This window comes from Bradyrhizobium sp. GW821-FHT12B03 (assembly GCF_058807535.1).
The window spans coordinates 160,886-174,296 of the sequence record NZ_JBXAQU010000010.1 but is presented as its reverse complement, the minus strand read 5'-3'; the positions used below and the strand labels follow the sequence as shown (position 1 = coordinate 174,296).

General features: G+C 64.6%; 17 protein-coding genes. 6 read left to right on the top strand and 11 right to left on the bottom strand.

The features are described 5' to 3' along the window. Nucleotides 1-4 precede the first annotated feature (4 nt). Complete coding sequence (locus AC1RUR_RS20645; protein ID WP_492847281.1) at nucleotides 5-712, bottom strand: hypothetical protein; 708 nt, start codon at nucleotides 710-712, stop codon at nucleotides 5-7. Nucleotides 713-933: 221 nt separating this feature from the next. Here AC1RUR_RS20645 and AC1RUR_RS20640 point away from each other — a divergent pair, with 221 nt between their 5' ends. The 3 genes from AC1RUR_RS20640 (at nucleotide 934) to AC1RUR_RS20630 (ending at nucleotide 3,707) form a co-directional block, all read left to right on the top strand. Beyond that, nucleotides 934-1,263 (top strand): DUF6949 family protein, encoded by a 330-nt coding sequence (locus AC1RUR_RS20640; RefSeq protein WP_492847279.1) that lies wholly within the window; start codon nucleotides 934-936, stop codon nucleotides 1,261-1,263. A 91-nt stretch (nucleotides 1,264-1,354) separates the two neighbouring features. Then, complete coding sequence (locus AC1RUR_RS20635) at nucleotides 1,355-1,885, top strand: gamma carbonic anhydrase family protein (protein WP_492847278.1); 531 nt, start codon at nucleotides 1,355-1,357, stop codon at nucleotides 1,883-1,885. A 175-nt stretch (nucleotides 1,886-2,060) separates the two neighbouring features. Continuing rightward, the gene (locus AC1RUR_RS20630) at nucleotides 2,061-3,707 is read left to right on the top strand and encodes a PAS-domain containing protein (RefSeq protein ID WP_492847276.1); all 1,647 of its coding nucleotides are present in this window, start codon (nucleotides 2,061-2,063) and stop codon (nucleotides 3,705-3,707) included. Between the two features lie 11 nt (nucleotides 3,708-3,718). On the opposite strand, the gene AC1RUR_RS20625 is transcribed toward AC1RUR_RS20630, so the two are convergent. After that, on the bottom strand, nucleotides 3,719-3,883 hold the full coding sequence (locus AC1RUR_RS20625; RefSeq protein WP_492847273.1) for a hypothetical protein: 165 nt from the start codon (nucleotides 3,881-3,883) through the stop codon (nucleotides 3,719-3,721). Continuing rightward, a complete protein-coding gene (locus AC1RUR_RS20620) occupies nucleotides 3,880-4,110 on the bottom strand; it encodes a hypothetical protein (protein WP_492847272.1) in 231 nt (76 codons plus the stop codon). Before AC1RUR_RS20620 ends, AC1RUR_RS20625 begins: the two co-directional genes overlap by 4 nt. A gap of 96 nt (nucleotides 4,111-4,206) precedes the next feature. Between AC1RUR_RS20620 and AC1RUR_RS20615 the strand changes: the two genes are divergently transcribed. Further along, complete coding sequence (locus AC1RUR_RS20615; RefSeq protein WP_492847270.1) at nucleotides 4,207-4,509, top strand: hypothetical protein; 303 nt, start codon at nucleotides 4,207-4,209, stop codon at nucleotides 4,507-4,509. Between the two features lie 104 nt (nucleotides 4,510-4,613). Then, a complete protein-coding gene (locus tag AC1RUR_RS20610; protein WP_492847268.1) occupies nucleotides 4,614-4,970 on the top strand; it encodes a hypothetical protein in 357 nt (118 codons plus the stop codon). 182 nt (nucleotides 4,971-5,152) lie between these two features. Here the strand turns inward: AC1RUR_RS20610 and AC1RUR_RS20605 are convergent, their stop codons facing one another. From AC1RUR_RS20605 to AC1RUR_RS20580, 6 genes are all read right to left on the bottom strand, one after another. After that, nucleotides 5,153-5,647 (bottom strand): hypothetical protein, encoded by a 495-nt coding sequence (locus tag AC1RUR_RS20605; protein ID WP_492847266.1) that lies wholly within the window; start codon nucleotides 5,645-5,647, stop codon nucleotides 5,153-5,155. 176 nt (nucleotides 5,648-5,823) lie between these two features. Then, nucleotides 5,824-6,555, bottom strand: a complete 732-nt coding sequence (locus AC1RUR_RS20600; RefSeq protein ID WP_492847411.1) for an aspartate/glutamate racemase family protein — start codon at nucleotides 6,553-6,555, stop codon at nucleotides 5,824-5,826. Nucleotides 6,556-6,575: 20 nt separating this feature from the next. After that, a complete protein-coding gene (locus tag AC1RUR_RS20595; RefSeq protein ID WP_492847264.1) occupies nucleotides 6,576-7,454 on the bottom strand; it encodes an ABC transporter permease in 879 nt (292 codons plus the stop codon). Nucleotides 7,455-7,457: 3 nt separating this feature from the next. Next, nucleotides 7,458-8,417, bottom strand: coding sequence for an ABC transporter permease (locus AC1RUR_RS20590; RefSeq protein ID WP_492847262.1), 960 nt, complete (start codon nucleotides 8,415-8,417; stop codon nucleotides 7,458-7,460). A gap of 4 nt (nucleotides 8,418-8,421) precedes the next feature. Then, nucleotides 8,422-9,711: an ABC transporter substrate-binding protein gene (locus AC1RUR_RS20585; RefSeq protein ID WP_492847261.1), complete on the bottom strand. Its 1,290-nt coding sequence runs from the start codon at nucleotides 9,709-9,711 to the stop codon at nucleotides 8,422-8,424. Nucleotides 9,712-9,753: 42 nt separating this feature from the next. Beyond that, nucleotides 9,754-10,740, bottom strand: a complete 987-nt coding sequence (locus AC1RUR_RS20580; protein WP_492847259.1) for an ABC transporter ATP-binding protein — start codon at nucleotides 10,738-10,740, stop codon at nucleotides 9,754-9,756. A 268-nt stretch (nucleotides 10,741-11,008) separates the two neighbouring features. Between AC1RUR_RS20580 and AC1RUR_RS20575 the strand changes: the two genes are divergently transcribed. Continuing rightward, a complete protein-coding gene (locus tag AC1RUR_RS20575) occupies nucleotides 11,009-11,716 on the top strand; it encodes a GntR family transcriptional regulator (protein WP_492847257.1) in 708 nt (235 codons plus the stop codon). Nucleotides 11,717-11,835: 119 nt separating this feature from the next. On the opposite strand, the gene AC1RUR_RS20570 is transcribed toward AC1RUR_RS20575, so the two are convergent. Together AC1RUR_RS20570 and AC1RUR_RS20565 are read right to left on the bottom strand one after the other, a co-directional pair. After that, complete coding sequence (locus tag AC1RUR_RS20570) at nucleotides 11,836-12,459, bottom strand: transglutaminase-like cysteine peptidase (RefSeq protein WP_492847255.1); 624 nt, start codon at nucleotides 12,457-12,459, stop codon at nucleotides 11,836-11,838. 330 nt (nucleotides 12,460-12,789) lie between these two features. Continuing rightward, nucleotides 12,790-13,401, bottom strand: coding sequence for a PilZ domain-containing protein (locus tag AC1RUR_RS20565; protein ID WP_008140941.1), 612 nt, complete (start codon nucleotides 13,399-13,401; stop codon nucleotides 12,790-12,792). Nucleotides 13,402-13,411 lie beyond the last annotated feature (10 nt).

Sequence of the window (13,411 nt, the reverse complement as noted above, 5' to 3'; positions counted from 1 at the left end):
CCGCTCAGCCCTTCGGTCCGCGCAGCTGCGCCGTCAGCTTGTCCATCGCCTCCGCCACATCGCGCCATTGCAACAGCCAGCTGCGCGGGAAGCGGAAGGTGAGGTCGGCGCCGCCGACGCGGCGCTCGGACAGGCACATGCCGGGCGTGGCCGCATCGCGCGTGCAGCGCGCGGTCAGCGCGGGGCTTGCTGCGGAATAGAGGTCCTCGCTGCCATAGGGCGTGTCGCTGCGGAACATCCGCATCGTCAGCCCGTCCTCTGGGCTGGTTGCGGCCTGGTCGAGATAGCGCAGATAGATCGTGGCCGTTCGCTGTTCGGGCGAGAGCGCATCATGATGGGCCGCGATCGACAGGAAGATGCGGTCGATCGGCTGCATGGTCGCATCCACCGTGTCGGCGGTGACGTGCTTCGGCGCGCCGGGCGGTTCCAGCGAGGGATAGAGGAAGTCGAGATCGATGCGCTCCTGCGGCCCGGAGTGCCGCTGGATCTTCATCCGGATCGCCGTCGTCGGCAGGTTGAACAGCGTGCCACCGACGCTCACCGGCAGCTTGTCCGGGGCGTTCGCGCCGCCCGTCCCCCAGGTCGGCCACAGCAGATAGGCGACCAGCCCGACCGCGCCCAGCGCAGCAATGCCGCCGAGCACGATCGGGACGACATGCGCCCGGGTGCGCGACCGGGGAGACCGAGGGGAGGCTGCCGAAAACACCGTCATGACTAGCGCGCATGGGCCCGAGATCGGCCGATGGCCGACGAATCAGCGGGGAATATGCCATGCGGCGGCGAATTCGCGGAGGGTTCCAGGCCATCGGGAACGGGAGGGGGCCCTGCGTGGACCGGGCGGCCCCGTTAACCTTCGCTTAAGGATAATGTAGCGTTAACCAGCACTATTTGTCACACGAAGGCTCCGGCGTTGCGTAAGGGCGGACCGTTCCGATGACACCTGAAGCTCTCAATACCTTCTTCTCGATCTGCATCGGTTTCGCGCTCGCTGGCGCGCTCGTGAGCGGCTACCAGGCGGTCGCGCAGCGGCCCGCCGGCTTTGGCCTGCTGCAGGACGGCGTGGCGCCGAAGACCTTCGCGGCGGTGCCGTTCCTGGTGTTCGCGGCGCCCTTCATCATCATGCGCAACACGCTGCGCGGCTTGCGCGTGGAGAGCCGCCGCCTCGAATTCGTCATGATGGCGACCGTCATCGCCGGCTTCTGGAGCATGATGAGCGGCACCTTCTTCCTGATGACGCTGCGCGCGACCGGCGTTCTGGGCTGAGGCCCGTCTTGCAGGGTTGCCCGGTGCGGCGGTCCTTTGCCTCTTCGCCGCCGTTTCGCTATGGCTGGGGCTGACGCGACAGGAGACCTCCATGGCGATCTACGAGCTCGACGGGCAGGCGCCCGATCTTCCCGCCGACGGCAACTATTTCATCGCGGAGACCGCGACCGTGATCGGCCGGGTGCGCCTGAAGCCCGGCGCGAGCGTCTGGTTCGGCGCGGTGCTGCGCGGCGACAATGAGTGGATCGAGATCGGCGAGGGCGCCAACGTGCAGGACGGTTCGACCTGCCATACCGATCTCGGCTTTCCGCTTGTCATCGGCAACAACTGCACCGTCGGCCACAACGTCATCCTGCACGGCTGCACCATCGGGGAGGGCGCGCTGGTCGGCATGGGCTCGATCGTGATGAATGGCGCGAAGATCGGCCGCAACAGCATCGTCGGCGCCGGCTCGGTCATCACCGAGGGCAAGGAATTCCCCGAACGCTCCCTGATCATCGGCTCGCCCGCGCGCGTGATGCGCACGCTCGACGACGCCCAGGTCCAGCGGATGGGGAGCGCGGCGAGGTTCTACGTCGCCAACGGCCCGCGCTTCAACAAGGGGCTGAAGCGGATCGGCTGAGAGGCCGATGCCGCCCCCGGGTTCGCTCGGCTGCGGTTCCGCACCGTAAAAATACCGGCCCGAACTTTAAGCCTCCGCTAGCGCTACAGGGGTACCGTGGAGCCTTCTCAACCAAGGGGGCGGTGCCATGGACGCTGCGGCACTGGGATCCCGGCTCGACGCCGGAACCCGATTTTTGAAGAAGTTTATTCGTTTTGCGCGCGGTGCCGATACGCTGAGCGTCGCGGAGAAGGTCTACAGCATCGCCGGTTTTCTGGCGATCGTGACCACCTTTCTGCTCGTGATGTCGATCCAGACGGTGCGCCTGCAGACGACCTATCGTCACATGCATGCGTCTTCCGCGGAGGCGGCGATCAGCGTCGGGCGCATCAACGCGCTGATCTACGCCATCGTGATGGAATCGCGCGGCATCTACATGTCAGGCGATCGCAGCGCGATGAAGCAGTTCGCCGACGGGCTGGTGCGCCGCAACCGCGAGCTCGCCGACGTCGTGAAGAACATGGAGCGGACCGTCAGCTCGGACGATGCGGCGCAGTTCGCCAGTTTCCGACAGCGCATCGCGCAGTTCATCGAGTTCCGCCAGGAGCTGATGCGACGCGGTATCGAGATCAGTTCCGCCGCGGCGCGCGAATTGGGCGACAATGATGCCAACCGGACGCTGCGCAACAAGCTCAACGTGGATCTCGAGGCGCTCGAACGCATCTACAGGGAGCGTGCCCGCCAGGCGGACGAGCTCGCCAACGAAAATCGCTACGCCGCCGCCTATCTGTTCGCGCTCGGGCTTGCGGCCCTCCTTCTGGCGGGGTTGAACGTCGTCGTGATGCGGAGCTCGGTGGTCGGGGCACTCGCCGAGATCACGCAGGCGACCGACCGGATCGCTGACGGCGACGTCAAGAGCAAGGTGCCGCATCTGGGCCGTCACGACGAGATCGGGCATCTTGCGCGCGCCGTGCAGCACTTCCGCGATGCGGTGGCGCGCATCTTCGAGCTCGAGGAGCTCGAGCTCGGCACCGCGCAGGCGCGCGACGCGGCGATGACCGAGCGCGACAAGTTCAACGACAAGTACCAGGCCAAGAAGTGGCAGCTCTCGGCCGCGATCAACAGCATGCCGCAGGGCCTGATCATGCTCGACGGCAAGGCGAACGTGGTCGCGATGAATGCCAACTACCGGCGGATCTACGATCTGCCCGAGACGATCCAGGCGGGATCGACGCTCGAGGAAATCCTCCAGCACCGGGTCAAGAGCGGACTGTTCAACGGCGACATCGAAAAATATCTCGCGGCGGTTCTCGACCGGATCGCCCGGCGCGAACCGGCGGCCAATGAGATCACCTTGAACGACGGCCGCATCATCAAGATCTACGAGCGTCCGATGGACGGCGGCGGCTGGGTCTCGGTGCAGGAGGACGTCACCGAACAGCGCCAGCGCGAGCGCATTCTGGAGCGGATGGAGCGATTCCTCGCCACCATCATCGAGAACGTGGCGGAAGGCATCATCGCCAAGGACGCGCGCAATCTGCGCTACGTCTTCGTCAACAAGGCCGCCGAGAAGATGATCGGCATGTCGCGCGGCGAGATCATCGGCAAGACCGCGCGGGAATTGTTCTCGGCGGAAGCGGCCGAACTGATCGAGCGGCGCGATCGGCAGCTTCTCGCGCAGAAGCAGCAGCTCGAACCGATCATCGACACCATCGACAATCCCGCGCGCGGCCGACGTGTGATCTCGGCTCGCCGGGTCCAGATCGGCGGCGCCGGCGAAGAGTCCCACATGTTCGTGACCATGGTCGAGGACCAGACCGAGAAAATGGCGACGGCCGCCTAGCAAGCGAGGCGTCAGCTTCCCTCGGACTCGCGCGCTTCGATGGCGCCCGCGATCTTCTCGTGGCCGGCGGCCCAGAGCGCATGCTCGTCGCTGCCGTTGAGGTAAGGATTGGCCTCGGCCGGGATGTTCTCGCGCGCGGCGCGTTCGCCCTCTGCAAAAGGATCTCGATCGGTCATCGTGATGTGGCCTTTCTGGCTTTGGAACGCGCGGCCGGCTTGTCCGCTTCACCGCTGAGCCTGGCGCTCTTGCGCAGAGCAGCCCTGAGATCGATCGGGATGCCGTGCTTCTTCAACAGGTCGGCGAAGGCTTCGTCCGCCAGCTCCTGAAACGTTGCCATCCTGTCGCGCCCCAATTGCTTCAGCTTGTTGAACGTGTCCTCGTCGAACGCGATCAGTTTGCGCATGATCGTGGCTGCCTCCTCAGTTCAAGCTGATGTGACGGCATTGGTTCCGGAACGGGTCCCGGCCCGGGCCGTTGACAAGCTAAAGGAGCATTTCCGATGGCTAGATCGCCTGCAACCATCTCAATCAAGACCTTGGTCGTGATCTTCAGTCTGGCGGCGATGCCGGCCGTATCGTTCGCGCAGGCGACCGGCGGTGCGGCGGGATCGACCGGAGGTGTCGCCAACGCTCCGTCGCCGCCGCCCGGGACCAACAGCCTGGGGACGGCCCAATCATCCGGCGCCAACGCGGCGCCTGGCGTCACCACCGGCACCGGCGCAGGCGCTTCGGCCGACGCCACCGTCAATACCGAGAACCGGATGCTCGACAAGAAGCTGAAGAGCATCTGCCGCGGCTGCTGACGCTCGCGCGGAAGTGAGACAGCGTGCCTGTCAGGAATGCTCTGATCGCATTAGCTTGGTCCTGCATTGAAGCGTGGAGCGTGTCCACGCGGAGGATCGAGTAAATGTTACGGAAGATGATCATGGCGGCCCTGGCCGTCGCGGCTATCGGGCTCTCGTCGCCGCAGGCGGCCTTGGCGGGTGGACATGGCGGCGGCTGGGGCCACGGTGGTGGTGGCTGGGGCCATGGCGGGCACGGCCATTGGCATGGCGGCGGCTTTTGGCCCGGCGTCGCCATCGGCGCAGGAATCGCCGGTGCCGGCTACTACGGTGGCTATTACGGCTACGGCTACCCCTACGGCGGTCCCTACTATTATGGTACCGGCTACGATGATGGCGGTTATGGTGGTTGCTACGTCGTGCGCAAGCGCGTGATGACGCCTGCGGGATGGCGATACCGTCGCGTCGACGTCTGTGAATGAGGCGGGACGACCTTCGCGCCCGCTAAAAAACAAGGCCGTTGACGCAGTATACCGTCAACGACCTTGCCAGCCCCGGATATTGAAATCGGCTCACGCCATCCGGTAACGGAGAGCATGGCGCGGAATCATACGGGCGAATGTGATCCAGTTCACAAGTCAAAAAATTAAAGTCGCGGGCCCGGTTAGCCGCGCGAGCGCTTGCGCGCGCTGGCATGGACGCGGTGGCGCGCCGGCTTCCTGCGGCTAACCGACGGCGTCTCGGCCTCGGTGGCCCGCGCACTGGCAAAGGACTGGCGCAAGCCGTCGATGGACTCGTTCAGGCTTGCCACCTGCTCCGACAGGCGCTTGGTATCGGCCTGTTGGGCCGCAAGCAGCCGCTTCACGGTCTGGAGCTGGTCCTGCACGACCTGGAGCTGGTCGATCGATTCCTGCTGGGTCGCCTCCAGTCCCTTGGTCTTCTCGACCAGCTGCTCGGAGGCTTGGGCCGTACGGGCCTGGAGCTGCCGCGAGGCGACCACCCGGTCGGCCTCTGGCGCAGCGCCGGTATAGGCGCGCCAGATCGCGATCGAGGCCACGCCGGCGATCAGCAGGAGAAGGGCGGCGGCGGTCAGCGCGATGGGCTGGGCGCCGAGGCGAAGCAGAGGGTTGGACGGTGTGTCCTGTGCGAGATCGATCATCGCTGACAAAACCCAAATTGAAACTTGGTGAGTGGCGAAGACCGGCGGCAAGGTGCCGCCGGGACGTCCCGAAAACGTAACAGTTCGGCAACAAATGGGACCAAAAAGAGGCTGAAGGCCAAAAAAGCGGCCCAAGCCGGGCTTTGCGCCCTGGCTTTAGGGCGGGATTGCGAAAGTCACGGCTGAAACGGTGAAAACGGACCCAAATAGGTCTTCGACCGTGGCGCAGCATAGGGGCCGAGCCGGGAGGTCTTCAGGCCCAGCCGGACCAGCGATTCCGCCAGCGTCACCGCGGCGGCGACGCCGTCGACCACGGGCAGGCCATGCGTGGCGGCGAGCTCATTGGCGAGATCGGCCATGCCGGCGCAGCCGAGCACGACGGCCTCCGCCCGGTCGTCGCGGATCGCGGCGGTGATCTCCGCGGAGATTCTTGCGAGCGCGTCGGTGTTGCGCTCTTCGAGTGCGAGCACCGGGACCTCGGCGGCGCGAACGCGGGCGCAGCGTCCGGCGAGGCCGTACTTCGTCAGATTGTGCTCGATCGGCACGATGGAGACACCGAGCGTCGTCACCACGGCAAAGCGCGCCGCGATCAGGCTCGCCATGTGGAATCCAGCCTCGCCAATCCCGATCACCGGTGCTCTTGCCACCGCGCGGGCGGCGTCGAGGCCGGTGTCGTCGAAACAGGCGATGATGTGCGCGTCCGCGCCGTCGCGGTCGGCCTCGCGGATGCAGCCGAGCATGCCGGGGACGGCGAAGGCCTCGTCGTAAAAGCCCTCGATCGAGACCGGGCCCATGGTCGGCTGGCGCGCGTCGATCAATGTGTCGGGCAAAGCGACGCTGCGCGCCGCAGCGGCGATCTTCGCCGTCATCGACGCCGTGGTGTTGGGGTTGACGACGTGAAGTCGCATCAGATCAGACAAGCCCCTTTTCAGACAAGCCCTTTGCCGGCGTCCGAGCCTTTGGCCGCCTGGCGCTTGTTCAGCACGTGGATGGTGCCGAGCGCAAGCGTGATCACCGTGAACGAGACGGCCGAGATCACGGTGCCGAGCGCATAGATGTCGGGGTTCGTCACGGTCGTGGTGAGGCCCTGGAGATCGAGCGGCAATGTATTCACCGCTCCGATCGCCTGGCTGGAGCGCGCGAGTTCGTCCCAGGACAGGGTGAAGCCGAACAGGCCGATACCGATCACCGAGGGCAGGATGATCGGCAGCACGACATGACGGAAGGCCTGCCACGGCGTCGCGCCGAGATCGCGCGCGGCTTCCTCGAGCCTGGGGTCGAAGCGGTTGAAGATCGCGAACATGATGAGAAGCCCGAACGGCAGCGTCCAGGTCAGATGCGCGCCGAGTCCGGAGGTGAGCAGGCCCATCGATGTCTCGAAATTCTCGTTCCAATGCGCCTTGATCAGATCGTCGATGATGCGGAATTCCAGCGAGATGCCGAGCGAGGTGATGATCGAGGGCACGATGAGGCTCGCGATCGCCGAATAAAACAGGATGCTCTGCGCCCTAAACTTGCGGCGGAACGCCATGCCGGCGGCGACCGACAGCACGACGGTGACGACCATCACGATGATCCCGAGCAGCAGCGATCGGCGGAAGGCCGCGCCGAGATCGACGATGCCGGTGCCCTGGAACAGCTTGGCGATCCAGAAGGTCGACACGCCGTTCATCGGAAAGGTGAGGCCGCCCTGCGGCCCCTGGAACGACAGCACGTAGATCGCGATCATCGGGCCGTAGAGAAACAGCACATAGGCCGCGAAGAAGATCGCGAGCACGTAGAAAGAGCGCGGGCGTCCTTCCTTCATGCGCTAGAGCTCCTTCTTGATGTCGACGATGCGCGACATCATGGTGATGATCAGGAAGGTGATGGCGAGCAGGATCACGGCGTTGGCCGCGGCAGCCGGGAATTGCAGCGCGTTGACCCGCGTCTCGATGATCTTGCCGGCGGCGGCGATCTGCTGGCCGCCCATCACGCCGATGGTGATGAAATCGCCCATCACGATGGTGATGACGAAGATCGAGCCGATCACGATGCCGGGCTTGGCGAGCGGAATAACGACGTTCACGAGCGTCTGGAAGCCGGTGGCGCCGGCGTCATAGGCGGCCTCGATCAGCGACTTGTCGATACGCACCATCGAATTGAAGATCGGCACCACCATGAAGAAGGTGAAGAGGTGGACGAGTGCCAGCACCACGGAGAATTCGGAGAACAGCAGCCATTCCAGCGGCTGGTTGATCAGTCCTGTCTTGACCAGGCCGGAATTGACGAGGCCGTTGCGGCCGAGCAGCGGGATCCAGGCGATCATGCGGATCACGTTGGAGGTCCAGAACGGAATCGTGCAGAGCAGCGACAATCCCATCTGCCAGGTCTTCGACTTGACGTGGAAGGCGAGGAAGTAGGCGACCCAGAAGCCGATGAACAGCGTGATGGCCCAGACCATGAAGCACAGCTTCAGCGTCATGACATAGGTTCGGCCGATCGTGCAGAGATCGGGGAGCTGCGCGATGCAGCCTTCGAACGTGTCGGTGTAGCCGCGGCCCGAGAAGGCCGGCAGCAACTGGTATTCGTTGTAGTCCCAGAACGAGACGATGACGACGAACACCAGCGGGATCAGGAAGAAGGCGAGAAACACCAGCATCATCGGCCCGGCCTGGAGCCAGGAGACGAAGGACGGCGACAGGCGCGTCGGCTTTGCGGCGCGCGCTGTGCCCGACCCCGGGATCAATCCCGGGGATGCCTGTTGCAGGATGTCCTCTGACGTGTCCATCAAATTACGCCGCGATGAACTCGTTCCACTTGCGGACCATGTAGTCGTTCTCGTCCATCACCGCGTTCCAGCAGGCGACGCCGCCCATGCGGTCCTCGTAGGAGCCGCCGTCGCGCACCGCGCCGGCCTTCTCGAGCAGCGAGCCGTCGGGCGCCTTGATGTCCTTCTCGGCCGGCTTGCCTTCCATCCAGTAGGCCCACTCGTAGGGCTCCATGTGCGCCTTCGCGGTGGAGAGCACGGCGGAGTAGTAGCCCTGGCGATTGAGGTAAGCGCCGGCATAGCCTGATAGAAACCAGTTGACGAACTCGTAGGCCCATTCGAGCTTGGCACCCGACACGCCCTTGGAGACGCAGAAGCCCGAGGCCCAGGAGCGATAGCCTTCCTTGAGCGGCTGGAAGGTGCAGGCGATGCCCATCGAACGCACTTTGGTCACGGCCGGCGACCACATCGACTGGATCACGGTCTCGCCCGAGGCCATCAGGTTGACGCTCTCGTTGAAGTCCTTCCAGAAGGCGCGGAACTGGCCGGCCTTCTTCGCCTCGGTCATCACCTTCATGGTGAGATCGATCTCTTCCTTGGTCATGTTGCCCTTGTCGGCATATTTGTACTTGCCGGAGGCTTCCACGACCATCGCGGCGTCCATGATGCCGATCGAGGGGATGTTGAGGATCGAGGCCTTGCCTTTGAACTCGGGGTTGAGCAGTTCGGACCACGAGCTGATCGGGCGCTTGATGAGGTCGGGACGGATGCCGAGCGTGTCGGCGTTGTAGACGGTCGGGATCAGCGTGACGAACTCGGTCGCGGATGTCGCGAACTTCTTGGAGTCCTTGCCTTCGAGATAGAGCACCTTCCAGGGCGCGGTGCCCTGGTTGCCGATCTTCTTGCCGCCGGGCGTCTCGCCCTTGGTGAAGACGGGCGTGATGTTGCCGAATTCCTTGATCTTCCTGGCATCGAGGGCAAGGATGTTGCCGGACGGCACCAGCTTCTTCAGCGAGAAATATTCAGTGTCCAGCACGTCGAAGGAATTCGGCTGGGTCATCACGCGCTTGGTGACGTCGTCGGTGGTCGCGGTGATGTATTCGATCTTGATGCCGGTGTCCTTGAGGCACTGCTTGGAGATGTCGTCGCCCTCGTTCACGGCGGTGCCGAGATAGCGCAGCACCTTGGTCTCGGCCGACTTCACATAGGGAAAGCCGGTGATGGCGCCGGAGCCGGCGGCAAGGCCGGCGAGACCGGCGGTGCCCTTCAATAGCGTACGGCGGCTGACGCCGGTTGTCTTGGTCGTCTCGGTCATATCGCTCACTCCTCTGTGTTGCGCATTTTCTGGATGACGGCGCTATTGCAGGCGCTGCGCCTTGGCGGGATCCCAGGTGGCCAGCACGCGATCGCCCGGTCGGAACGGGTGAACGTCGAAGGCGGCCTCGGGGAGGTGGGAGAACAGGGCGGTGCCGTCGTCGAGCGTGAGCGAGACGGCAATGTAGGAGCCCTGGTACTCGGTCTGGGTCAGCAGCGCCGGCGCGCCGAACGCGCCGTCAGTGAACGGCACGATGCCGAGCTGATCGGCGCGCACGGCGATGAGCTTGCCGGCGTCGCTGAGGACGTTGTGGCCGCCGATGAAGCGCGCCACGAATTCGGTGCGGGGATGGTGGAAGATGTCGCGGGCGGTGCCCTGCTGCTCGATCCTGCCGTGGTTCATCACCACGATGTGGTCGGCGAGCGCCATCGCCTCTTCCTGGCCGTGGGTGACCTGGATGAAGCTGATGCCGAGCTCGCGCTGCAGCCGTTTCAATTCGCCCCGCATCCGGACCCGCAGGAACGGATCGAGCGCGGAGAGCGGCTCGTCGAGCAGCAGGATCTGCGGCTCGGTGATCAGCGCGCGGGCGAGCGCGACACGCTGCTGTTGCCCGCCGGAAAGCTGGGCCGGCAGCCGCGCCGCATAGGGGCTCATCGCCACCAGCTCGAGCAGTTCGCCGGCGCGCTTGTGCCGCGTCGCGCGGTCGACGCCGCGCATCTTCAAGGCGAATGCCACGTTGTCGAGCACCGTCAGATGCGGAAACAGCGCGTAGGACTGGAACATCATCGCCGTACCGCGCTTGGCCGGCTCGAGATCTGTGACGTTCTGCGCGCCCAGGATGATATCGCCCTCACTGACGGCCTCATGGCCAGCGACCATGCGCAGGGTCGAGGTCTTGCCGCAGCCGGAGGGGCCAAGCAGGCAGCAATAGGTGCCGGCCGGGATCTTGAGGTTGACGTTGTCCACCGCCAGCGTCGTGTCGTAGCGCTTGGTGACGGCGACCAGTTCGAGAGCGGCGGGAGTGGCCATGGCGTGTCCGCTGGAAGGGCGATGCTCCGGCTTTCTCCGCAAGGTCCGTGCCAACCGCCCGGAGACTGCCGAATTTGGAAACTGTGCAGTGGAGTCAGGTCGTTAGATCGAATCCGGCGCAGCGGCGCGGCTCGCCGGGTGGGCAGTAATATGCACACAAAATGTGCGCGGATTGTATAAAGTTTCGCCTGTGATTGGATACAGCTGGTCGACTAACATTCGAGGCCGAACGTCGCCGATCGAGCCCTCAAACCCAACCCTCGAACTGATGGCCGCCAAGACCCGCCCAAAATCCGATGCGCCAGATGCGAGCGATCGCGTCAGCCGTATCCGGGAGGGCGTGACCGCTGCGATCCTCGAGCATCGTCTGCTGCCGGGCACCAAGCTCGGCGAGGACGAGATCGGCGAGATCTACGGGGCGAGCCGCACGCTGGTCCGCACCGCGCTCCAGCAGCTCGCGCATGAGGGCATCGTCAACATCGAGAAGAATCGCGGCGCCTTCGTCGCGCGGCCGACGCCTGCCGACGCGCGGGAAGTGTTCGAGGCGCGCCGGCTGATCGAGCCCACCATCGTCGACCACGCGATCGACGCGGTCTCGCCGGCCTGGCTCGATCGTCTCCAGCGTCATCTCACCGAAGAGCGCGAGGCGGAGCTGCGCGGCGACGCGCGCGCCTCGGTTCGGCTCTCCGGCGAATTTCACAAGCTCGTCGCCGAGATGAGCGGTCACAGCATCTATCTCGGCTTCCTGAAGGAGCTGATCGCGCGCTCCTCGCTGATCATCCTGCTCTATCGCCGCCACGATACGCCGGCCTGCGGCACCGACCACCACGCCGAGATCGTCACCGCAATCCGCAAGCGCGACAAGTCGCGCGCGCGGGCCTTGATGCTGTCGCACCTGACGGAGATCGAGGCCGAGCTGTTCCTGAAGGATCCCGCCGCCGATGAGATGCGGCTGGCCGACGTGCTCGGCGCGTGAACGCGCACTCAAAAAAGTTGCGGCCAGGCTTTGGGGGAAGCCTGGCCGCGCGCGAACCGGTCTGGGACGGGGAGGGGTGGGGATGTGACCGGGTCGCGTAACCTGTTGTCTCGTTCCTGCTAATCTCTTGCGCTGGCGGTGGAGACCGCCGGCTTGGTATCGCCCAGCGAGACCCAGACGTTGGGATCGCTCTGCGACTGGCGCTTGACGAAGCGGTAGCCGGTCTCCGTCCAGGCAACGACGTTCTCGTTCTGATTGTCGAGAACGAACTCGCCCTTGTCGGTCTTCACCGTCAGCACCGCGTGCCCTTCGCCCTTCTTGTCGCGCACGACGGTGATGAGCAGGGCCTCGCGGGGCCATCCGGCATCGATCAGCATCTTGCGCTTCAACAACACGTAGTCTTCACAGTCGCCGTAGCCGTCTGACGGCAGCGACCACTTCTCGATCACGCCCCAGTGCTCCTGGTCGGTCAAAGGCTTGACGGTCTCGTTGACCCAGCGATTGACCTTGACGAGGTCGCGCCATGCGGCCTGCGACATCACGATGTCGCGCGGCTGCGTCGACCCGCCCTGGCACTGCGCGGCATTGTCCGCACAGAACTCGACCCAGCCGATCGGCGCGCGCGTGGTGTCGCCGAGGCTTGCGTAGAGCAGACGGTTCTCACCGGCCTGCACTGTCGCGCTGATCCCGAAGAGCATGGCGGCGATCGCCAGCCTCTTCCCCTGTCCCCTGAAGTCCAACATTGCGGCCCCCGTTTCTTGTTGGGACCACATTTCGCATGGAGCTTTTGAGTTGCCGCTAAGTCGACCAAGTCAAGTCGAGACGAATGCAAGTAAAATGCGCGGCGAATTCGATCTATACTTGAATCGAATTCTCATAAAATTTGAAATGACTGCAATTGATTCAAGTTTTATCGATTAACGCGGAAACGCTGGCGGAACCGGCCTTTCCATGCGCGCGGAGGCCGCGCGTTAACCCGTGCAAGCGCGCTGCCGGGCACGAAAAAGGCGGCCTCCGCATCGCGGAGGCCGCCTTTTGGGCTGGAAATACAGTGGTTTTCGCGCGCTCTCGCTTTACCGCGCGGTAACGCTCTCTTCGAGTGTCTCGATCGGTTGCGCGTGGACGAACTCCAGCGCGAAGCCGTCTTCGAGGTTTCGGACCACGCGGCCCTGCACGCGGCCGAGCAGAACCGTCGATTTCAGCGGCGGGCGGTTCTCGGCGGCAATGGCCGCGCCTGACAGTGAGAGGTCGATGATGCGGCAGGTCATCTTGGTGCCGTCCTCGAGCGTCAGCACCGCGATCGGGTTGCGCGGCACGATACGGTCGTGGCGGCGGTCCTCCGGCAGGTTGAGGATGTCGCGGTTGGCGAGCCAGGTCAGCTGTGCGGCGAGCTTGTCGCGCTTCCTGGGCGTCGCCCCGATCGTCATGGCAAAGCCATTGTCGATGATGCGGGTGATCTTGCCCTCGACGCGGCCGATATGGTCGAGATAGGCGACCACGCGGTCGCCGACATTGCCGATGCCGGGAGCAAGCAAGGCGAGGCCCCCCGGTGACATGTTGATCACCTGGCAGGGGAATTCCCGGCGGTCCGGCAGCATGTAGCGGCCGAGCAGGTGCACCTTGACCCGCTGGAAACGCCGACGTTCCTCGGCGGCCGGAAGAAATTTTTTATTCGCCAACGCCATTTTCACAACC